The organism is Rhizobium sp. 22-785-1 (genome assembly GCF_053521965.1).
The window spans coordinates 21,366-42,776 of the sequence record NZ_JBNWDI010000005.1 but is presented as its reverse complement, the minus strand read 5'-3'; the positions used below and the strand labels follow the sequence as shown (position 1 = coordinate 42,776).

Below are 21,411 nucleotides of genomic sequence, written 5' to 3'. Positions count from 1 at the left end.
TTTATTCTTTCGGCATTGGAAAATAAATGAGACCTAAATCATGCCGTTGAAACTTCGCCTGGCTCTTCGCGACTGGGACTATATGACGCCGCTTGTTCTGGGAGACGTTTCGTCTCCGAGGCTTCAGATCGAGGTCGATCGCGTCGGTACGCTTGTTGCCAATGTCGCCGAAGACGATGCGCATGACGCTGCCGAAACCTCTTTCAGCCGCTATGCGCAGATGCGCCATGATGGCGATGAGCGCGTCATCGGTATGCCAAACTTCATCATGCGTGGTTTTCGTCATCGCTGCATTATCACCACCAAGGATAGCCCGATCCGCACGCTTGCCGATCTTGCCGGCAAGAAGATCGGTGTGACTGGCTGGCGCGATTCCGGCAATACCTGGACCCGTGCGGCGTGCCGTCGCGAGGGCGTGGGCGTGGAAGACGCCATGTGGTATGCTGGTCGTCTGACGGAGGCCCACCCCATCACCGACCGTCTGGATGGTTTCGGACGTCCGGGCCGGATCGAGGCGGCACCTGGCGAGCGCCCGATGGTGGATCTGCTGAAAGAGGGCGGGCTGGATGCTGTCTTCACACCCTTCATGCCCAAGGGTTTCTTCGATCAGGACTCGCCGTTCCGTCAGGTTCTGCCCGATTACCGGGCGTCCGAAGTCGCCTATTTCAACGATGTCGGCTACGTGCCTGGCATGCATCTGATCGGTTTCAAGGCTCAGTTCGTGCGCGACAATCCGTGGGTTATGGACGAGCTCAGCGAGCTTATCGACGCTTCGCAGCGCATGTGGCTGGAAAAGCGGGAGAAATATGCCGATACCACGCCCTGGATGATCGATGAGTTGCGCCGTTGCGCCGCAGATCTGCCGCCGAACTGGAATGTCAGCGGCTTGAAGGAGAACGACGCCATGATCTCCGATTTCGCTCAAGAGCTTCACGCTCAAGGCATTCTGCCGCGTCTCTTGACGTCCGCGGAGCTTTTTCCGCTGCAAGCCGGGGTCAACTGACGAGGATCGTCAGGCCTTGGCACTTTCAATCGCTGCAAACAAAAAGGGGAATACCAAAATGCATCCGAAACTCATTGCCTCCGCCGCGCTCGCCGGGCTTCTTCTCGCCGGAACCGCTTTTGCCGAAACGGCTGCCATTCCCAAGCAGAGCGTGAATGAGGAACTTCGCGCCCGGCTGCCGGAAAAAATTCGCTCCGAGGGCAAGATGATTTCCGTCAACAACGGATCCTTCCCTCCCTATGAAATCGTGACCGGCACCAAGATGGAAGGCGCAAGCGCCGACCTGACCGATGCGCTCGGCGAAGTGCTGGGGATTAAGATCGAACATGCGACCGTGGGTGGCCTGCCAGCGCTTCTGGCGGGCGTGAATTCCGGGCGCTATCAGTTTGCCTTCGGGCCTGTGGGTGATTTCAAGAGCCGCGAAGAATCGAATGATTTTGTCGATTGGGTGCAGGAATTCGTGGTCTTTGCCGTTCAGAAGGGCAATCCCAAGGGCATCGTCTCGCTCGACACGTCCTGCGGCCAGCGCATCGCCGTCATGGCGGGCGGCTCGGCCGAGCGCGTCATCCAGGCCCAGGCGGAAAAGTGCAAGACCGACGGCAAGGCGGCCATCGAGGTGCAGTCCTATACCGACCAGCCAAGCTCGATCCTTGCGGTTCGCTCCAAACGCGCCGATGCCTTCTTCTCGTCGCAGGCGCCGTTGACCTATTTCGTTTCTCAGGCCAATGGCCAGCTGGAACTGACCGGCGTCGGACAGAAGAACGGCTTCGACGATCTCTATCAAGGTGCAGTCGTTCCCAAAGGGTCGGAACTCGGGCCGGTTCTTCTCGATGCCATCAAGGTTCTGATGGACAACGGAACCTATGCGACGATCATGAAGAAGTGGGGCCTTGAAAACAACATCCTCAAGCAGCCGGGCATCAACCTTGGGGGCCAGTTGCCAAAATGACGAGCCCTGTTGAAACCAAAGTGCCACCCATGGGTGGCACCGACCTGCGGGATGTGGCGACTGCCCACACCCCGTTTCGCACGGGCCGTCTCGTGCTTTGGCTGGTCATTGCGCTCTTCGTCGTGAACTTCGCCTGGATCGTTGCCAACAACGAAAACTTCGGCTGGCCCGTCGTCGCCCACTACTTCTTCGATCCGGTCGTCATCAGCGGCCTGTATGTCAGCCTCGGGCTGACGGTCATCGCCATGATCCTCGGCACCATTCTCGGTTTGATCATCGCGATCGCCAGAATGTCGCAGGATGGGCTGGCAAGCTCCTTTGCCTCCCTGTTCATCTGGTTCTTCCGCGGCACGCCGCTGCTCGTCCAGCTGATCTTCTGGTACAACATGTCTACCCTGTTTCCGCAGCTTTCCATTTCGATCCCCTTCGGACCGACGTTTGCAAGCTGGGACACCAACTCCGTCATCACACCGATGACTGCAGCAATCGTCGGGTTGGCGCTCAACGAAGCGGCTTACATGGCGGAAATCATTCGCGGAGGCCTTCTTTCGGTCGATCGCGGGCAGGCGGAAACCGCAGAGGCCTTCGGCATGACCAAGGCGCGCGCGCTGTGGCGCATCATTATTCCGCAAGCCATGCGCTCCATCGTTCCGCCAACCGGCAATCAGCTGATCAGCATGATCAAGGCAACCTCGCTTGTCAGCGTCATTGCGATGGCAGACCTGCTATATTCGGTGCAGTCCATTTACAACCGGACTTTCGAGATCATTCCGATGCTTCTCGTAGCCGTCATCTGGTACCTGTTGATTACGTCGGTCCTCAATATCGGCCAAAGCTACATCGAAGCCTATTACGGTCGTAGCGACCGCCGCAATGCCGGCGTCGCCAAGCCTGCTCAGGACGTGGAGGCAAGCCATTGACCGCGATTGCAGACACAAAGCCTCTCGTCGAGGCGCGCAACGTTCACAAATCCTTCGATCATCTGGAGGTTTTGAAAGGGATCAATCTCGATGTGATGCCGGGTGAGGTCGTGGTCATTCTCGGCCCTTCGGGTTCTGGCAAATCCACCTTCCTGCGTTGCATCAACCATCTGGAGACGATCCAGCAGGGCGCGATCGCGGTGGACGGCGAACAGATCGGATACCGGGTGAAGAACAACCGGCTGGAGAAGCTCTCGGCCAACGGCATTGCGCGCCAACGCCGCAAGATCGGCATGGTGTTCCAGCAGTTCAACCTCTATCCGCATATGACGGTGTTGCAAAACATCATCGAAGCGCCCGTCGGCGTTCATGGGGAGAGCCGCAAGAGCGCGACCGAAAATGCCATGCGCCTTTTGGAGCGTGTCGGCCTGTCGGAAAAAGCCTCCGCCTATCCGCGTCAGCTCTCCGGTGGGCAGCAACAGCGTGTCGCAATCGCGCGTGCCCTGGCCATCAAGCCGAAGCTCATGCTGTTCGATGAACCAACGTCCGCACTCGACCCCGAACTTGTCGGTGAAGTGCTTGCCACGATGAAGGATCTTGCAAGGCAGGGCCTGACGATGATCGTCGTCACGCACGAAATCGGCTTTGCCAAAGAGGCGGCGGATCGTGTGGTCTTTATGGACGGCGGACATATTGTGGAGATGGGCAAGCCGGAAGAGGTGATCGGTAATCCGCAACATCCACGCACGCAGGCCTTCCTCTCACGCTTCCTGTAAGCGTGCGATTTTTCCCCAACTTGGCGCCAGCCTCACGGCTGGCGTCCTTTTTCCAAGACCCTGGTGGACCCAATGCTGAACGACAATCACTATGCCCGCGTTTCCGATTTCGAGCCGATGGAGGCAGAGCTCAAGGCCACGCGCCAATATCTGCATGCCAACCCTGAGCTTTCGCTGGAAGAGGCCGAAACCGCCCGCTATGTGGCGGAGAAGCTTGAAGCTTGGGGCTACGAGGTGGCGCGCAATGTCGGCGGTCACGGCGTCGTGGCTCGTCTGAAAAACGGCACTGGAACCAAAAGCATCGGCATTCGCGCCGATATGGACGCGCTTCCGATCCTGGAGGAAACCGGACTACCCTATGCTAGCAAGACGCCCGGCAAGATGCATGCCTGTGGCCATGACGGGCACACGACCGTTCTGCTTGGTGCAGCGGAATATCTCGCTCGCACTCGCCGTTTCGATGGTACGGTGACCCTGATCTTCCAACCGGCGGAAGAGAATGGAAAGCCATCCGGCGCCCAGAAAATGATCGAGGATGGCCTTTTCGAGCGCTTCCCGATCGACGCGATCTTCGGCCTGCATAATCATCCTGGCGCACCGGAAGGCACGATTTTAACGCGCTCCGGGCCGATGATGGCATCATCCGATACGGTCAACATCACCATCAAGGGCAAGGGCGGCCATGCCTCGCGTCCTCACCTCACCATCGACCCCATCGTGGTTGCCTGCAACCTCGTCGTCTCGCTTCAGACGGTCGTTTCGCGCAACATCGATCCCACACAGACAGCCGTCGTCACCGTCGGCACCATCCATGCGGGAGAAGCGGTAAACGTCATCCCCGAATATGCAAAGCTGGCGCTGAGCGTGCGCTGCTTCGAGCCGAAGATCCGCGAACTTCTGGAGCGGCGCATCACCAAGCTCGCCCGATCCATGGCAGAGGCTTATGATGCTACAATCGAGATCGATTACGAGCACGGCTACCCGGTGGTCGCCAACTCCGAGGCAGAGACGGACTTTGCGCGGCTCGTGGCGCAAGAGTTGATCGGCTCAGACAAGGTCGCTACCTGCCCGCTCATTCCCGGCAGCGAGGACTTTTCCTATTTCCTCGAAAGAAAACCCGGAAGCTTCCTGCGCCTGGGCAACGGTCTGGACTCCGCTATTCTGCACAGCCCCAAATATGATTTTGCCGATGGCAGCCTGACCGTGGGTGCAGCTCTGTGGGCGCGCCTGGCGGAGCGATTTCTTGCAGAGTAATTGATGCAGAGCTCCGCCGGAGGGCATTCGGCGGGGCAATGTGCCCTTGGGTGCCGGGGTGGATTTCTAAGCGCTGTTGATGGCGACATGGCTTGTTCGATCAGATGACGCAGTCATCGTGCCGCGTTCGTGTTACGACAAAAGGCCATAGCTTTCGTCTTCCGACAGCAGGAAGACCCGCATCTCGGAACTGCGCCCGCGAATGGGAATGGTGCGATTTCGAAGCGTATCGCGCTTGAGGCCCGACTGGACCATGACCGGTTCGGAAACGACCATGGCTGCCCCGAACTCCTTTGCCGCCGTTTCCAAGCGGCTTGCGACATTGACCGTATCGCCAATGGCCGTCAGCGTTTTTGCCGCGCCATAGCCCATGATGCCGACAACCGACGGACCGGCATGAATGCCGATCGCAACGCGCAGGCGCACGGCAAATTGCTGCTCCAGTTCCTCGTTCAGCTTCTCGACATTGCGCAGGATCAGACAGGCCGCTTTAAGCGCATCGGCCGAGGCAGTCTCTTGGTTGCCGTCGAGGCCGAAAAGCGCCATGGCGCCGTCGCCGATGAATTTGTCGATGCGCCCGCCTGCCTGCTCCACCGATTGACCGACCACGGTGAAATAGCGGTTCAGCAGAAACACCATGTCATAGGGCAGGCGCGCTTCGGAGAGCGAGGTGAAGTTTCTGAGATCGCAGAAGAGAACCGCAATCTCCTCCTCGCGACCCGGACGAATGGGCTCGTCATTCGCCGGGCTGTCGTCCTTTTGCCGCGTGGACAGAAGCAGTGCGACCTTGACCCGCCCCGTCGGGCGAAGCTGGCAACCTAGCCTCACATCGGAATCGGCGTGGATGCGCTGCAAGGTGGCACGTTCCAGATCGCTCGGTTCCGGCAGTGGGCCGTCGGATTCCAGTATCTTCACCCGGCAGGTGGAGCAGCGGCCCTTGCCGCCACAGGCGGAGAAATGCGAAACGCCCTCAAGCCTGCTCGCCTCCAGAATGCTGAAGCCTGCCGGTGCGCGCACCGCATGTCCGTCTTCATAGAGAACTTCGAAACCATTCGATCGCTGCCGCCACCCTCGGACGGCACGGGCGGCAAAGGTGAGAATGACGGCTGCACCAAAGGCGAGGCGAAGACCGAAGGTGATGTGCTGAATGGTCTCCTGGCGCGCGGATGAGCCCGGTGGGCGTACAGGTGGCAGAGACGGATCGGACGGCGAGCGCATGCCCGCTTCCGAATGGGGGTGATCGGCAGGCAGATCCATCTCCATCTGCCGCCCTGCATCGCTGAACCCCAGAAGCGCCATGATTGGCAATAGAACGGCGATCATCAACAGGTAGGGCGCCACCTGCCGGTACCAGCTTCGGTAGCGTAGCCAGAAGAACACGCCGAAACAGCCATGCGCCCAGATCAGCACCAGTGCGATGCTCTGGCGCAGGCCGAGATAAGGCGCGGTGATCCAGAACCGGCGAATGATAACGTCATAACCCTCATCGATACCGAACAGCATGCGTGAGAAGCGGATGCCCGCAGCATGGTCGATGATGAGAAACGGGATCGCCAAGCCAAGCAAAATCTGCATCGCCTCGCGCCAGGGCATTTGCAAGGAGCGCAGCAAATAGATGGAGCGCAGCACGAGCATGAGGTGGACGAAGACCGAGCCATAGAGGATGATGCTGCTGACCGGGTTCAGCCAGATGATGCTGAACCACATCCTTCCATATTCAGCCGTGTCGATGGAGATCAGCGCCAGCGCATGGTTGAAAAGGTGGCAGGCCACGAAGGTCAGCATGACGAGACCCGAGAGCAACCGCGCTCGTCGCAAAGAGGTCTCCGTCACATACTGCGCCAATCCCGACCTCAAATTTCTCTCAATGGAAAATGGATATTCAAATGCTGAATCGCCGGGTCTAGATCGAGCGATTGATCGGCCTTACGAAAATAATGCTATTTGGTCTTATTCGAGGCGGCTGCCTGTTTCAAAGCTCGATTATCTGTCCGTCGAAGGCTGAGAAGGCACCGGCAAATTCCTTCTTCGCATCCTCGTCGATCTGGTCGAGTTCGCCATCGGTGCGGAAGGGCGCGTGGTGGATGAAGCCCACCGATTTGGCGTTGGCGGCTTTCGCCAGCCTGATCCCCTGTTGCCAGGAGGAGTGGCCATAGCCCTTGTAAAGCTCCATCTCCGCATCGGTGAAGCTTGCGTCATAGAGGAACAGATCGACATCGTCGATCAGCTTAAGCACCGCCTTGTCCAGCTTTCCCGGTTCGTGCTCGGTGTCGGTGATGATGGCAAGGCTCTTTCCCTGCCAGTCGATCCGGTAGCCGATGGCATTGCCGGGGTGGGTCAGCATGCCGGTGCGGATCGTCAGATCCGGCTTGACCTGAAGCGTCTCCTCAGCCGCGAAATCGCGCGTCTCCAGATGGGCGCAGCAAATGTCGAGCGGTGCCGGAAACCAGGGCGGGCTCATGAATTCGCGCAGCATCTCACGCGTGGTCTTCTGCCCTGCCAGATGGCCGGACCAGATGCGAATATCGTTCTCGCGCTTGAAGAAGGGTTTGAAATAGGGAAATCCGACGATGTGGTCGTAGTGGCAGTGCGAGAAGAACATATCGACATTGGTTGCGCCTTCGGCTTTCAGCGCCATGCCAGCGGGATGCAGGCCAGAACCTGCATCGAAGAGCAGGATATGGTCGCCGCACCGAACCTCGATGCAGATGGTGTTACCGCCGTATTTGTGGAATTTTTCTCCCGACACAGGAAGCGTTCCTCGCGCTCCCCAGATCTTGACCCGGAATTCCTGTCTATTGCCCCGACGGTCTCCGTCGGAATTCAACGCCATCATACACCCCAACCTGCCACGGCCACCGTCTCAACGCTCCTCCGCCAGGTGCCGTTGTCTCTTCGCCATTCAATGGCGCGTGCCTACTCCATGCAGCATTTCAGTTTTATGACTGCAGCACCACTTTTATTTTTCTCTTAATATATCGTGGTGCGGAAGAATATATTATCAAACGCTTGAATGCGCACGTGCCTTGCTCAGTTCCGTCGTCGTCTGCGTCAGACGCTCCGCAAGAACCCGCATGACCTTGATGGTTATCTCCGGGAAGTCCGACATCAGCTTGAAGAACTGCTCTTTGCCGATGCGCAGCGCCTCAACCGGCGTCGAGGCTTTCACTGTTGCCGTTCGCACGCTGTCGCAAAGGATGGCGATCTCGCCGACGATGGCGTTGCCGCTCATTTCCGTCAGCTTGATCTGGCCCGATGGCGAGTCGATCAGGACATCGACCTTGCCGGTCAGAAGCACATAGGCACTATCGCCAAGATCGCCCTGCCGGAATAGCTCGTCTCCTGCAAGATAGGAAACGCGGTCCGAAGCAAAAGCAAGTAGCTTGAGTTTCGACGGCTCCATCTCACTGAAGAAGGGGACGCGCTTCAGCATCTGAATTTCATCTTTGAAAAGCATAGCCCTGTCCTGGTTGGTATTACCGATTCACGTTGCTGTCGTGTGCCCGCGACATGTCACGCAGCGATCATTTCCTTGAATGTACCGTTTTCTTCCACAAGAGTCTCGTATGATCCGTCTGCGACAATTGTACCGTGGTTAACGACGATAACTCTATCGAACATCTTGGAAAGCGACGGATTTGACAAGACCCACAGAACTGCAGGATTTGCGCCGTCTCTTCTCAGGAAGGCAATGACGTTATCGACGATTTCCTGCTGCAGGCGATGGTCGAGACCCGGTAGCGGACGGTTGAGCACGTAATAATCCGAGCGCCGCATCAAGGCGCGCGCGAGATTGAGCTTCTGGCGCTGCAATGGCCCAAGACGCTTGCCGCCGGCACCGAGATTGAAGTCAAGCCCCACGGCGAGAACCCGCTCATAGACACCCTGCTTGCGCATGGCATCGGCCACAAGCCGGGTGATACGGCGCGAGGCGTCGGTGTAGCGATGGCTCACCTTGCCGAAGAGGATGTTGTCGAGCAGGCTGGTCGATGCGGCATACTGATCGGGATCGTAAGGCTCAATGACGTCGCGCAGTTCTTCGGGCAGGTTCTCGTGGAACATGTGGCGCACTTCGACGATGCGGTTCATCACTTCCGGTGTCAGAAGGCCGAAACGCTGTCTTGGTTCGACATAGAAGAAGCTGAGGCGGATCATGGCACGGCGGTCTGCCTCGTTCGCATCATCGTAATGCTTGCCCTGCAGGCGCTGCAGGATCTGCTGATAGTTTGGAATGTCATCCGCGGTCATGAAGGTCAGCTGCTGATAGAGCGGATGATCAGGCGGCAGATCGGAGAAGATTTCGACGATGTTCTCGGCGATCGTATAACCCATGTCGAAGAGCGTTTTGGAAAGGCCCGTTCCGCGCATGAGCGACAGGAAATACTTGCTTTCGATGATTTTGCTGCTGCCGGTCTGCGCATCGCGCATCGTGCCGAACAGGATGTTTTCTCCGACGGTCGCTTCGGTGTTGTAGCTGTCCGGCTCGAAGGGAACGATGAGACCAGAGAGGTTTTCCCGCTCCAACTCGCTGCGCAGCGTCCGGCGCAGTTCGACGATGCGGGTTGCCAGATGCAGGTCGCTCATTGGATCGATGGAGGAGCGGAGCGCAAATTCCAGAATGTCCGGCGAAAGCTGAACAGTGTCCAAAACGGCGAGCATGGATTTGAGAAATTGCTCCGGGTCCTCGCGGCCTGCCGGGCTCGACTCGTAATCGATCCAGTCGCCGTTCAGATCCATGTCCGGGTTCTCGGCAAGCTTGGCCTCGCGGACTTCCCATTTTCGGTGCTCGAGTTCAGTCCCTTCATACTGCTTGGGTTTGAGGGGCGCATGCTTCAATCCGTAGAGAAGATTGTCCTTCAGGCTTGCGTGGAAGAAGTAGCTGTCGGCCGAGACGTATGAAATGCGCCGTCCGGTGACGGATTCGGGCAGATCGTGGAAATCTGTATCGCCGATGGAAATCTTGCCCGATGTTGGCCAGAGCGTGCGTCCCAGGGCATCTGCCAGGGCTTCGCCACCGGCACTGCCTACGATCGCCACGGTTTCTCCGGGATTGATGGTAAGTGTTGCCTGATCGAGGAGGCGCGTCCCGCTGTCGTCATCGAGCGAAAGTGCGGAAATGACGATCGGGCCTGTGATCGCGGCAGCTGCCGCCGGAGACAGATCCTGGATTTTGGGGTCGATCATGCTTGGAGAATCGAACTGCTCGAAGACCTGTTCGTATTTCACCTGCACGTCCTGGCGGGCCTGATCCCAATCGATCAGCTCTTTCAGTGGTCCTGGCAGTTCCTTGTAGGCGTTGATCACGGCAACGAGCTGACCGACATCGAGGCTGCCGCGCAGCGTCAGGTAACCGCCGACTGCGTAGAAGAAGAAGGGCGTCAGCTGCGCCAGGAAGTTGTTGATGAACTTGACCAGAAATTTCCACTGATAAAGGTCGTATCGGATCTTGAAGATCTGGCCGAGACGCTGGCCGGCATCGGCGCGTTCGTAGTTCGAGGTGTCATAGGCGTGGATGGTGCCGATGCCATCGACCATTTCTCCGATGCGACCGGCAAGCTCGCGCGCGGTCAGCTGTCTCTGGCGTCCAAGATCGATCAGGCGGCGGCGCATTTTCGGGATGATGCCCACCTGAATGGCGGCCATGAAAGCGGCAATCATGCCGAGCCAGAAATTCTGCACGAGAATGAAGAAGAGTGCCGACAGCGCCTGGCCGCCGAGCAGCGCCGGCTGGACGAAGGCGTCGCCGGTAAAGCCGCCGAGTGGCTCCACCTCGTCCTTGATCATGCTGGAGATTTCCGCGCCCTTGACGCGCTTGAAATGCGTGGGCGGAAAGCGCAGGACCCGGTCGATCAGCTGGAAGCGGATGCGGCGCAGCAGGCGCTCGCCAAGTCGGCCCTTATAGGTGTTGATGTAATATTTGAAGAGGCCGTTGATGATGACCAGCGCCAGGAAGGTGAGGCTGAGGCCCATCAGGGTGGCCATGCGGTTCAGCTCGATACCCGGAAAAAGTGTGACCGTGCCGAAGTAAGGCAGGTTAAGCGTCAAATGCATGAAAAGCTGCGTGGCGTTGGCGCCTTCGAAGCCATCGCCCTGGATCGGCCCGTTGACGATCTGCTTGGGCAGATCGAAGGCCAGGAAGTACGGGATCATCGACAGCGCCACGATCAGCAGAATGAAAAGCTGCTGCTTCTTGGTATGCGTCCAGATGTAACGCGTCAGACTTTTTTCCATCGAGGACTTCTATGCCGTGCCGGATAAAGTGGAAGGTAATGGATGTTCATGCTGGCGTCAAAGCGGCTCTGGAGGGGGAAGCAGAGCGCTGAAACGGGGATAGGATATGGTGGTTCACATAGTGGTGAAACAAGCCGCTTCCCTACAATATCGCGTAGGGAAGCGAAACTTTTTTATTAGAAGCCAAAATGCAGGCGTGAGCCGAGCGACCGGATTTCGCCATGGGGCTCGGCAGGGGCATTCTCCTCAGCGATCAGTGCGATGGTCTTGGCCTCACCGGGAGCCAGATGGAACCAGTCATCGGCTGGGCGGAAGCCATCGGCACTGATATTGACCGACTGGGCCAGCCGATCCGTGGTCAGGGTCAGGAACCATTGCCCGTTCTTTTGCTCTGTCGCTGCCGTCAGGTTTGCGGCATGCAACGCCGCGCTGCGGCCGCGTGGAAAGTGGAAGGCTTCGGCAATCAGCTCTCCCGTCACAGCGTTCTTCAGCCTTGCAACCGTCACATCGTGGGCAGGTGGGCCGAAGCGATAGGCATAGGTCGTGTCGAAGAATGCGCCAAAGCAATCGGTGGCGGCAAGGCTTGTCTTGGATCGCGGTGCGAGATCGAGTTGCTTCTGGCCGCGGACGACGGGTTGCAGGCCATCGCGCAGGCAGGCGAGTTCGACGGTGAGCTTGCGGCTTTCCGCCGTCTCGTTGACGAGATGGACGGCAAGCCCGTTGGTCCCTTCATCGGTCAGGATCAGCTGTACCGGGCGAAATGCGCGCTTCAGCCCGTACCAGGCCGACTTCGGTTCGCCGGTGGAATCGATCACGCCCCAGCCCGCACCCGGTACAAGATCCTGAAGGGTCAGCACCATGGCACCCTGGCAGGAGGAGCCGTTGCGCCGCCACTCGCCATAGGTCGCTTCCATCACCTCGGCAACCGCCGCCCGCGAGAGGTCGAGATAGCGCTCGCCATCCTCGCGCCGCGTCCGCGACGGGTCGAGGTCATAGAGGAGCTGGAGATAATGGTCGCGCACATCCTCGAAATCCCAGGAGGCACCGCGATCGCGCGGCACGCGGGCTTTCCACACCGGATGATGAACGGCGGCAACGGGAAGGTGCCGATCAAGCGTCTTCTGCTGCGCCGCATTGGCGAAGGCGAGGCACTCGCCAGCAAAGCGGACATCGGCGCGACGCGCATCCTCCAGCGGTCGGCAATAGGCGCCGACGCCATAATAATGGCCGACCTTTTCATCGGTGAAGAAGGGCTGTGCGCCGCCAAAGGGCGAGTTCGGCACATAGGCGACATCCGGGCGGCGGGCTTTGACGAAGCGCGGCAGCATCTCTTCGGTCAGCGGACCTTTCCAGAAGGTTTCGCCGAGGCCGAGCATCGCGCCCTGCTGATAGATTTCGCTGCCGCCGCAGATGACGATGAGCGAAGGGGACAGCGCCGCATTTGCCAGAAGGTCCCCCGTTTCCTTCTCGATATGGGAGACGAAGTTTTCGTCCTTGGCCGGGTAATCGAAATTGGCGAGCATCATGTCCTGCCAGACCATCAGGCCAAGCTCATCGCAGAGCCGGAAAAAGTCCCGCGTCTCATAGGCCATGGTGCCGCCAATGCGGATCATGTTCATGCCTGCTTCCGCTGCAAGGCGCAGCCACTTTTCGTAATCTTCGGTGCTGCCGGGAAGCCGGACGATATCGGCATTGGACCAGACGGCACCTCGGCAGAAGGTGGCCACGCCATTGATCTTGAGGCCAAAACCTTTGCCATCCGTCCCATGATCGATCTCGATACGGCGAAAGCCGGTCTTGCCGAGTGTATGGGTCTTGCCGTCGATGCGCAGGCTCACCTCATGCAGGGCGGGTGTGCCATGGGTGGCGGGCCACCAGGGCGCGATGCCATAAAGGCGGAACTCTCCGGCAAAGATGCCGTCGCCGGAAGACGAAAGGGCCTGCCATGTTCCGTTGCAGCCGATCTCCACATGGGAGGCCGCCGCCGCGATGCTCAGGCGAATGACGCCCGTTCCGTCTTCCGTCAGTTCGGTGGCGAAAGCAGCAATGTCGAAATTCGCTTCGCCATCGCGCACCAGCCGGATCGACCGCCATGGCCCTGCAGCGTGGATCTCCGGGCACCAGCCCGGCATGTAACCGAGCGCCGTGGTGCGGATCAGGCGAAGCCCCTGGGTCGACATCATCTGCGGACGCCAGCGGGCGCGAGGGCCAGTCTTTTCCAGATGCGGTTTCAAGGCGCGGAAGCAGATCGCCAGTTCGTCGGTGCCGGAAAGCTCGACATTGACCTCAAGCGCTTCGAACATGCTCTGCGAATGCGCGACGATCTCGTCATTCAGATACACTTCGGCAATGGTGGCAAGGCCATCGAAATGAAGTGCCGCGGTCTGCGGTTCGCCCGTTTCCAGCCTCACCCGGTACCATGCATCGAGATGGTTGAGCGGCTTTGGATTGTAACGGTCGAACTGGCCCGCATTCTCCAGTGCCTCGGCCACGGTTCCGGGAACGGGGGCGGCTATGGTGTCGGCGTCTGCGGGGATGTCAGACGGGCGTGCGAAGACATTGGCCTCTGACAGCGTCAGCCGCCAGCCTTCCGTCAGAAACCGGCCGGGAAGGGCGTCATGTCGGATATGGCGCGTCACGCCGCTTCGCTCGTGTGATCGAGTGTCGCGTCGAGCTTTGCCATCAGTAGATCCCAGGCATCAGCCGCCGGATCGAGAACGGTTGCGAGCGGTTCGAACTTGCGCCGCGCAACGGCGCGTGCCAGCTGGAACTGCACGGTCTTCGCCACTTCGGCAATCTTCAGGGCCTGCCACGCGGCATCATCGAAAGCCTGCGCGCCGCGCAGCCATTGCAGATGGCTTGCCGCCAGCTCGAAATTGGCGCCCAATTGCCGCAGCGTGTTGAACGCATATTTGTGGAAGAAGCCGAAGGGCCGATCGGCGACCTTCTCGACCTGTGCGGGGAAGACCTGCGCAAAAGCGCGGATCGGGTTGTCCGCCGGTCGCCTGGAAAAATGCTGCACCAGCAGGCGTTCGGCGACCACGCGACGTCGCTCATCAGACACCGGCTTTTCCGGGAATTTGGCGAATTCCGCATAGGGCAGGAAGGGCGGTTCGCCCTCTTTCAGATGGTGCTGGAACACGCCCGCATAGTCCTCGCCTTCCAGCGCGAAGTAGCCGGCATTGTGAAAATAGTCGAGCGTGAGATTGGCGCGATCGATGCGGTTGATGGCAATCGTCGTCTTGCCGTGATCGTTTCGGTAACCGACCCCATGGGTATCCGGCAGGTAGAAGCTGTCCACCTCGATCAGGGAAATGCGGCCGCGCTTCAGCTGCGTTTCGATATGGGTTTCGACGTCGTCGAACATCGCAAGCTCTGTCGAGCGGATGCCGTAAAGTGCGTCGAGATCTTCGAGCGGCATCTTGAAGAAGGTGAAGTGGTCGCCCTCGAAGTCCTGCGTCAGGGTAAAGCCGAACATGGCTTCCGGCGGCAGGCCGCACGAGGCCACAAGCTCGATCCATAGATCGACAAAGCAATTGGTTTCCGGCCACATCCTGTCGGATGCGTGGAGCAGGTGAGGGACATGGCTCTCAGGGCTCAAGGCCGGAAAAATTGCCGTCATGCGTACCTCTTAGGCCTCAGTTCCACAGCGTGTCGCGAACCGACTGCGGCCATTGATCGACATCGAGCCCATGCTTGGCAAACAGTGCCAGCGCCAGTCGCTCCAGGCCGAAGCCGACGCAGGCGGTGTGGGCGACAGAGCCGTCCGCGAGATTGAGACCCCATTTCGCACCGAAAGCGTCCTGGTGGTAGTTGAAGCTCATGCAGGCGGTCAGATTGGTCGTCGATGTGACCGGGATCAGCAGCTCGAACTTCAGGTTCTGGTCACGCTGGTTGTTGGCCAGCATACGGCCTGCGCGTCCGAAGAAGGGATCGTTGGCGATATCGAGCTTCACGTCGAGGCCGATGCCTTCCATCATGGCCACGCCGCGATCCATCCACAGTTGGCGGAAATCGGTGACGTCGCTTTCGGTGCCCATGCGCACATATTCGCGCATGCGGAAGAGCTGCTGGCGCGCCGGGTCCTTGGAAGGCTCATGGCGGAAGCAGTAGGACTGGATGTCGTAGAGACCGCCGCCATCGGGCAGATTGCCGCGCTTGGCAATGGTCGGATAAAGCGGATAGCAGGCGGCCGGTGTGAGCACGATATCGGTGATCTTCTGGTCTTTCGCCCAGTGATCGCCGCCCTCATCCATGCACTTCAGCAAATTGATGTGGTCAAGTTCGCAGCCGCAGAAGGAATGGACGGTACCGGCAAGCTGCGGGAAGCTCTTCATGTAGCCGCTTTTTTCGAAATAGGCGCGGTTGATGCCGGGCGGAAAGCGGATCGCTTCGGCCTTGTCGCCGGCGCCCACCTTGCTGACCAGGCTTTCAAGACCGGTGATCACGTCTTCGAACTGACCGCTGCGGCCATAGAGACCGTCCACGCCGGTATCGATGAGCAAACCCTTGTCGAAGAGCCTGTCGAGGAAAGATGTTTGTGCGTCCATGGTCCTACCTCAGAAGGCTCGTATCCTGCTTCTGAACCAGCAGGAGATTGGCGGAATTGCTCAGGATTCGATCGTTGGAAATCATTAGCCGGGCGGAATGCGCGTCGCGCAGATGGCGGCCGAGGCTGTATGGCGTGCCGTTCTTGTAACCCATAATGCCGCAGATCAGCAGGGCATGGTCGATGATTTCCAGAATGGTCTCGGACGAGCAGATCTTGACGTTGTTCATGGCAATAGCAAAGCCCATCGACATCAGCTTGTCCGGGTCGGCTCTCGTCTCGTCATAGGCCTTGATGCCAGCAATCACGTTGGATTTGACGATCTGCAGCTTGTTCGACACTTCGGCCAGTCGCAGGGCGCCCGGCGGTGCGGAGCCTGGCGATTTGCGCGCCGCTGCGCGCACGAAGCTCTGCGCCCGTGCCACCGCGTCGGATGCGATGCCGTACCACACGCCGCTCCACAGAAGATGCGAGGTGGCGAGCATGGATTGGGCCGCGATTTCGGCAAAGGGCTTGGGGAAAATCTGTTCCGCCGGAGCCTCGCCCTTGAAGAGGAAGCCGTCGGAGCGGGTGCCGCGCATGCCGAGCGTATCCCAGACGTGGGTGCGCTCCAGGCTGTACTGGTGCTTCAGAAACACCGTCATCACCTGGTCGGAGGGAGCGGCATCCTTGTGGGAACGCGAGGTGATGAGAATGGCATCGGCTTCGCTGCCATAGGAAATGACGGTCGCGTCCTTTTCCAGGCGGCAGATGTCACCATCCACTTCGATGGCGCAGATGGAATTGCGAAGATTGCCGCCAATGCCGCCTTCGGTGGTGGCGGAGGCAAGCAGCAATTGTTCGTTTGCCAGGCGGCGCATGAACGCGCTGTGCCATTGGCTGTCTTCGCCATGCTCCACAAGGCTCGAGGCCTTGATGTGGTGCATAGCGTAAATCATCGCCGTTGCCGAACAGGCCTGGCCGAGAATGGAGCAGATATCGGCAAGCTCCAGCATGGTGGCGCCTTCGCCACCCATGTGAACGGGAACTTGAATGCCGAGCAGTTTTTCCTGCCGAAGCGCGTCAACAGCCTCCTTCGGGAAGCGGCCTTCGGTATCCACCACGTCGGCATGTTTTGCGGCAATCGCCGCCACCCGCGCCGCCCTGGCGCTCAGTGCTTCACGGTGAGGCGCGACGGCGAGGTTCATCAGGCGGCCTCTTTCCCGTCGAGGATGGCTTTGACCGTGGTTTCGATGGCGGCGATGCTGGCAAAGGACTTGCGGTTCAGCATGCTGTCGGGAAACTCGATGTCGAAGGCTTCTTCGAGGCCAAGCATCAATTGCACGGAGGCGAAGGAGGAAAGGCCCGCCGCATAAAGATCGGCATCGTCGGCAAGCGTGTCGACGGAAACGGGAAGCTGGCCAAACTTTGCCAGCACGTCACGGATAGTAGAATTCATCTGAGCTCATCTCCCTAAACTAGAGCCATCATAGCGTCATTTGTGGTTACATTTAAAAAAATAACATTGTCATAAGTGGAGCGGTTAATATCCGGTGACATTGCTTTGCGCGCTATTCAGCTTTTTTGGGGCGCCCACGGCCAGCTTGACAATCGGCGTTATCGGGTCTTTGATTGCGGCATTCACCAGGGGGGTCCCGGCAAGGGGCTGAGATACTGCTAGAGCGCGCAGTGACCCGTTGAACCTGATCCAGTTCATACTGGCGTAGGGACGGTGCAAACGCGGGCATTCTGGCAGAACCGGCTTCACGCCGGGGAACCGTCATCACGTCTATCCCCGCGCTTTTCGTCTTCATGCTCGAACTGGGTCTCCACTGTTTTGCTTTGGAGCCTCACGATGAACATTGCCGCTAAAAACCTCACCCCAACCGTTACCACCGGTCCGTTGCCGGCCTCCACCAAGGTGTACAAGCCGGGCGTTCTTCACCCGTATATCCGCGTGCCGATGCGCGAAATTGCGGTCCATCCCACCGCTGGCGAACCGCCGGTCACGGTCTATGATTCCTCCGGTCCCTATACCGATCCCTCGCATCTGGTGAACATCGATGCCGGTCTGCCGCGTCATCGCCAAGAATGGGTTATCGCACGTGGCGATGTCGAAGCCTATGAGGGCCGGCATGTGAAGCCGGAAGACAATGGCTTTGCCACCGGCGAGCGGCTGACGCCGGAATTTCCCGTGCGCAACCAGCCGCTGCGGGCCAAGGGTGGGAAGGCCGTCACCCAGCTGGCCTATGCGCGGGCGGGCATCATCACGCCGGAGATGGAATATATCGCCATCCGCGAAAATCTCGGACGCGAGGCGGCGCGGGAGAAGCTTGTGCGCGATGGCGAAAGCTTCGGCGCGCATATTCCAGATCACGTCACGCCGGAATTCGTCCGTCAGGAAGTGGCCTCCGGTCGCGCCATCATCCCCTCCAATATCAACCACCCGGAAGCCGAGCCGATGATCATCGGGCGGAATTTTCTGGTGAAGATCAACGCCAATATCGGCAACTCCGCCGTCACCTCCTCCATGGCGGAAGAGGTGGAAAAGATGGTCTGGGCCACGCGCTGGGGTGCCGATACGGTGATGGACCTTTCCACCGGGCGCAACATTCACAATATCCGCGAATGGATCATCCGCAATTCTCCGGTGCCGATCGGCACGGTGCCGCTCTATCAGGCGCTGGAGAAGGTCAACGGCATTGCCGAGGATCTGACCTGGGAGGTGTTTCGCGATACGCTGATCGAGCAGGCCGAGCAGGGCGTCGATTACTTCACCATCCATGCGGGCGTTCGCCTGCACTACATTCCGCTGACCGTCAATCGCGTCACCGGCATCGTCTCGCGCGGCGGATCGATCATGGCCAAGTGGTGTCTGCACCACCACAAGGAAAGCTTCCTCTACGAGCATTTCGACGAGATTTGCGACATTTGTCGCGCCTACGACGTGTCGTTTTCACTGGGGGACGGACTGCGTCCGGGCTCGATTGCCGATGCCAATGATGCCGCGCAGTTTGCCGAGCTCGAGACGCTGGGCGAATTGACGCAGATCGCCTGGGCGAAGGATTGCCAGGTGATGATCGAAGGCCCCGGCCATGTGCCGATGCACAAGATCAAGGAAAACATGGACAAGCAGCTGAAGACCTGCGGCGAGGCGCCCTTCTACACGCTGGGGCCGCTGACCAGCGATATCGCCCCCGGCTACGACCATATCACGTCGGGCATCGGGGCGGCGATGATCGGCTGGTTCGGCACGGCGATGCTTTGCTATGTTACGCCGAAGGAGCATCTGGGCCTGCCCGACCGCAACGACGTGAAGGTGGGCGTCATCACCTACAAGATCGCCGCACACGCCGCCGATCTCGCCAAGGGGCATCCGGCAGCGCAGGTGCGTGACGATGCGCTGTCGCGCGCCCGCTTCGAATTCCGCTGGGAAGATCAGTTCAACCTGTCGCTCGATCCGGAAACGGCGCGCTCCTATCACGACGAGACGTTGCCGAAGGAAGCGCACAAGGTCGCGCATTTCTGCTCCATGTGCGGACCCAAATTCTGCTCCATGCGCATTTCCCATGATATCCGCGCAGAAGCCCAGAAGGAGGGGCTGGAGGCCATGGCGGAGAAATTCCGTCAGGGTGGCGATCTCTACATGCCGCTGGAAAAGCCCGTGGCCGGTGAATGAGATGCGCATCCTGATCAAAGGCGCAGGCGTTGCCGGTCTGACGGCTGCTCTTGAGCTGACGCGGCGCGGTCTTGCGGTAACGGTGTTCGACACCGCCGCTCAGATCGGCAAGGGCGCATCCTGGTTTGCCGGCGGCATGCTGGCGCCCTGGTGCGAAAGGGAGAGCGCCGAGCAGGCGGTGCTCGATCTCGGCCAAACTGCACTCGACTGGTGGGAGGAGGCCGCACCCGGCCTCGTCACAAGCCACGGCACGCTGGTGGTCGCATCCGCGCGGGACAAGGCGGAACTCACCCGCTTTGCGTCGCGCACCAGCGGCTACCGGCTGGTGGATGAGGATGATATTGCCACACTCGAGCCGGACCTCGCCGGGCGCTTCCGCCATGGGCTGTTTTTCGAGGGCGAGGGCCATCTCGACCCGAGACTGGCGATGGCGGCGCTGCATCGGCGTTTGCTGGAACACGGTGTCGCCTTCCATCTGGGCGGTGAGCCACCCGATGAAGGCGGGTTCGATCGCATCGTCGATTGCACCGGCCACGCGCAGGTCGGCTCGCTCTCAGAGCTTCGGGGCGTGCGTGGCGAAATGCTCTATCTCGCCACGAGTGAGGTTTCGCTATCGCGCCCGGTGCGGCTCCTGCATCCGCGCATCCCGCTCTACATCGTCCCGCGTGAGCCGGGGCGCTTCATGGTGGGGGCAACGATGATCGAGACGGAGGAGGCGGGGCCGATTTCTGCCCGCTCGATGATGGAGTTCTTGAACGCTGCTTATGCGCTGCATCCGTCTTTCGGCGAAGCGCAGATCATCGAAACCGGAACCGGCATCCGGCCTGCCTTTCCCGACAATCTTCCGCGCATCGTTGAGGATGGCAAGACGCTCTCAATCAATGGCGCGCACCGGCACGGCTTCCTGCTTTCGCCCGCCATGGCGCGGCAGGCTGCCGATTTCATCGAACAAAAGGAGGTGTCCCATGCGGATCCACGTCAACGGCGAAGTGCATGATCTTTCCGCCGCCACGCTGTCTGAACTGCTCTCAATCCTCGATTACGAGGGTGACTGGCTGGCGACTGCGGTCAATGGCGATCTCGTCCATGCGGAGGATCGCCCCAAGTTTCAATTGAAGGATTGCGACCGGATCGAAATCCTTTCCCCGATGCAGGGAGGATGAACCATGCTTCGATTGTATGATCGCGACGTCAGCTCACGGCTGTTGCTGGGTACTGCTCGCTATCCGTCGCCCGCCGTTCTGGCGGATGCCGTTCGCGCCAGCAGGACCGATATCCTCACCATTTCGCTGCGGCGTGAAACGGCAGGCGGCAAAAAGGGCGGGCATTTCTTCGAGATGATCCGCGAACTCGACCGCCTCATCCTGCCCAATACCGCAGGCTGCCATACCGCCAAGGAAGCGGTGCTGACGGCGAAGATGGCGCGCGAGGTGTTCAAGACCAACTGGATCAAGCTGGAGGTGATCGGCCATCACGACACACTGCAACCAGATGTCTTCGCGCTGGTGGAGGCGGCCCGCATTCTCTCAGACGAGGGTTTCGAGGTGTTCCCCTATACGACCGACGATCTGGTGGTGGCGGAAAGGCTGATCGATGCGGGCTGCAAGGTGCTGATGCCCTGGTGCGCACCGATCGGCAGCGCCATGGGCCCGCTGAACCTGACCGCGCTCAAATCCATGCGGGCACATTTTCCCGATGTGCCGATGATCGTCGATGCCGGCCTTGGCCGTCCATCGCATGCGGCAACGGTGATGGAGCTTGGCTATGATGCGGTGCTGCTCAATACGGCGGTGGCCGGTGCCGGCAACCCGGTGATCATGGCCGGTGCGTTTGCGAAAGCGGTGACAGCAGGGCGCGAGGCCTATCTTTCCGGCATGCTGGAGCCGCGCGACATGGCGGTGCCGTCCACGCCGGTGATCGGGACGGCGGTGTTTTCGTGAGGGCTTGGTAAGGGGGTGGCACCCTTGTCATGTTTTGCGCGAGGTCTCCTCCTCTCCTCATTCCTGTGCTTGTCACAGGAATCCAGCTGGCGCGCGTCTGCGCGACGAGAAAAGCCCCTTCAGACCAAAGA

At 59.7% G+C, this 21,411-nt stretch carries 18 protein-coding genes and 1 riboswitch; of the genes, 9 read left to right on the top strand and 9 right to left on the bottom strand.

The window, feature by feature from the left end; all coding sequences use genetic code 11:
• Positions 1–40: 40 nt before the first annotated feature.
• The 5 genes from ACQZ5M_RS11800 to ACQZ5M_RS11780 all read left to right on the top strand — a co-directional run bounded on the left by ACQZ5M_RS11800 (position 41) and on the right by ACQZ5M_RS11780 (position 4,902).
• Positions 41–1,003, top strand: coding sequence for an ABC transporter substrate-binding protein (locus ACQZ5M_RS11800; protein ID WP_449079851.1), 963 nt, complete (start codon positions 41–43; stop codon positions 1,001–1,003).
• A 58-nt stretch (positions 1,004–1,061) separates the two neighbouring features.
• The gene (locus ACQZ5M_RS11795; RefSeq protein ID WP_113267551.1) at positions 1,062–1,952 is read left to right on the top strand and encodes an ABC transporter substrate-binding protein; all 891 of its coding nucleotides are present in this window, start codon (positions 1,062–1,064) and stop codon (positions 1,950–1,952) included.
• On the top strand, positions 1,949–2,872 hold the full coding sequence (locus tag ACQZ5M_RS11790; RefSeq protein ID WP_449079850.1) for an amino acid ABC transporter permease: 924 nt from the start codon (positions 1,949–1,951) through the stop codon (positions 2,870–2,872). Before ACQZ5M_RS11795 ends, ACQZ5M_RS11790 begins: the two co-directional genes overlap by 4 nt.
• Complete coding sequence (locus ACQZ5M_RS11785) at positions 2,869–3,648, top strand: amino acid ABC transporter ATP-binding protein (RefSeq protein WP_112954660.1); 780 nt, start codon at positions 2,869–2,871, stop codon at positions 3,646–3,648. Before ACQZ5M_RS11790 ends, ACQZ5M_RS11785 begins: the two co-directional genes overlap by 4 nt.
• Positions 3,649–3,720: 72 nt before the next feature.
• Positions 3,721–4,902: a M20 aminoacylase family protein gene (locus ACQZ5M_RS11780; RefSeq protein ID WP_449079849.1), complete on the top strand. Its 1,182-nt coding sequence runs from the start codon at positions 3,721–3,723 to the stop codon at positions 4,900–4,902.
• Positions 4,903–5,034: 132 nt separating this feature from the next.
• Here ACQZ5M_RS11780 and ACQZ5M_RS11775 read toward each other — a convergent pair whose 3' ends face one another.
• The 9 genes from ACQZ5M_RS11775 to ACQZ5M_RS11735 form a co-directional block, all read right to left on the bottom strand.
• The gene (locus tag ACQZ5M_RS11775; protein WP_449079952.1) at positions 5,035–6,747 is read right to left on the bottom strand and encodes an adenylate/guanylate cyclase domain-containing protein; all 1,713 of its coding nucleotides are present in this window, start codon (positions 6,745–6,747) and stop codon (positions 5,035–5,037) included.
• A 127-nt stretch (positions 6,748–6,874) separates the two neighbouring features.
• Positions 6,875–7,735: an MBL fold metallo-hydrolase gene (locus tag ACQZ5M_RS11770; RefSeq protein ID WP_449079848.1), complete on the bottom strand. Its 861-nt coding sequence runs from the start codon at positions 7,733–7,735 to the stop codon at positions 6,875–6,877.
• A gap of 168 nt (positions 7,736–7,903) precedes the next feature.
• Positions 7,904–8,359 carry a cyclic nucleotide-binding domain-containing protein gene (locus tag ACQZ5M_RS11765; protein WP_112954666.1) on the bottom strand — a complete coding sequence of 152 codons (456 nt, stop codon included), beginning with the start codon at positions 8,357–8,359 and terminating at the stop codon, positions 7,904–7,906.
• Between the two features lie 56 nt (positions 8,360–8,415).
• Positions 8,416–11,133: an ABC transporter transmembrane domain-containing protein gene (locus tag ACQZ5M_RS11760; RefSeq protein ID WP_449079847.1), complete on the bottom strand. Its 2,718-nt coding sequence runs from the start codon at positions 11,131–11,133 to the stop codon at positions 8,416–8,418.
• Positions 11,134–11,309: 176 nt separating this feature from the next.
• A complete protein-coding gene (locus ACQZ5M_RS11755) occupies positions 11,310–13,772 on the bottom strand; it encodes a glycosyl hydrolase 2 galactose-binding domain-containing protein (RefSeq protein WP_296076403.1) in 2,463 nt (820 codons plus the stop codon).
• Complete coding sequence (locus ACQZ5M_RS11750) at positions 13,769–14,755, bottom strand: DUF1839 family protein (protein ID WP_296076399.1); 987 nt, start codon at positions 14,753–14,755, stop codon at positions 13,769–13,771. Before ACQZ5M_RS11750 ends, ACQZ5M_RS11755 begins: the two co-directional genes overlap by 4 nt.
• Before the next feature lie 16 nt (positions 14,756–14,771).
• Positions 14,772–15,683 (bottom strand): amino acid--[acyl-carrier-protein] ligase, encoded by a 912-nt coding sequence (locus ACQZ5M_RS11745; protein WP_449079846.1) that lies wholly within the window; start codon positions 15,681–15,683, stop codon positions 14,772–14,774.
• Between the two features lie 4 nt (positions 15,684–15,687).
• Positions 15,688–16,869 (bottom strand): acyl-CoA dehydrogenase family protein, encoded by a 1,182-nt coding sequence (locus ACQZ5M_RS11740; RefSeq protein ID WP_449079845.1) that lies wholly within the window; start codon positions 16,867–16,869, stop codon positions 15,688–15,690.
• On the bottom strand, positions 16,869–17,120 hold the full coding sequence (locus tag ACQZ5M_RS11735; protein WP_062424835.1) for an acyl carrier protein: 252 nt from the start codon (positions 17,118–17,120) through the stop codon (positions 16,869–16,871). Before ACQZ5M_RS11735 ends, ACQZ5M_RS11740 begins: the two co-directional genes overlap by 1 nt.
• A gap of 177 nt (positions 17,121–17,297) precedes the next feature.
• Positions 17,298–17,409: riboswitch (TPP riboswitch) on the top strand.
• A 107-nt stretch (positions 17,410–17,516) separates the two neighbouring features.
• Between ACQZ5M_RS11735 and thiC the strand changes: the two genes are divergently transcribed.
• The 4 genes from thiC to ACQZ5M_RS11715 are packed head-to-tail and all read left to right on the top strand — an operon-like array spanning position 17,517 to position 21,280.
• On the top strand, positions 17,517–19,340 hold the full coding sequence (gene thiC, locus ACQZ5M_RS11730; RefSeq protein WP_449079844.1) for a phosphomethylpyrimidine synthase ThiC: 1,824 nt from the start codon (positions 17,517–17,519) through the stop codon (positions 19,338–19,340).
• A gap of 1 nt (position 19,341) precedes the next feature.
• A complete protein-coding gene (gene thiO / locus ACQZ5M_RS11725; RefSeq protein WP_449079843.1) occupies positions 19,342–20,337 on the top strand; it encodes a glycine oxidase ThiO in 996 nt (331 codons plus the stop codon).
• Positions 20,306–20,503 carry a sulfur carrier protein ThiS gene (thiS, locus tag ACQZ5M_RS11720; protein ID WP_449079842.1) on the top strand — a complete coding sequence of 66 codons (198 nt, stop codon included), beginning with the start codon at positions 20,306–20,308 and terminating at the stop codon, positions 20,501–20,503. Before thiO ends, thiS begins: the two co-directional genes overlap by 32 nt.
• A gap of 3 nt (positions 20,504–20,506) precedes the next feature.
• Positions 20,507–21,280 (top strand): thiazole synthase, encoded by a 774-nt coding sequence (locus ACQZ5M_RS11715; RefSeq protein WP_449079841.1) that lies wholly within the window; start codon positions 20,507–20,509, stop codon positions 21,278–21,280.
• Positions 21,281–21,411 lie beyond the last annotated feature (131 nt).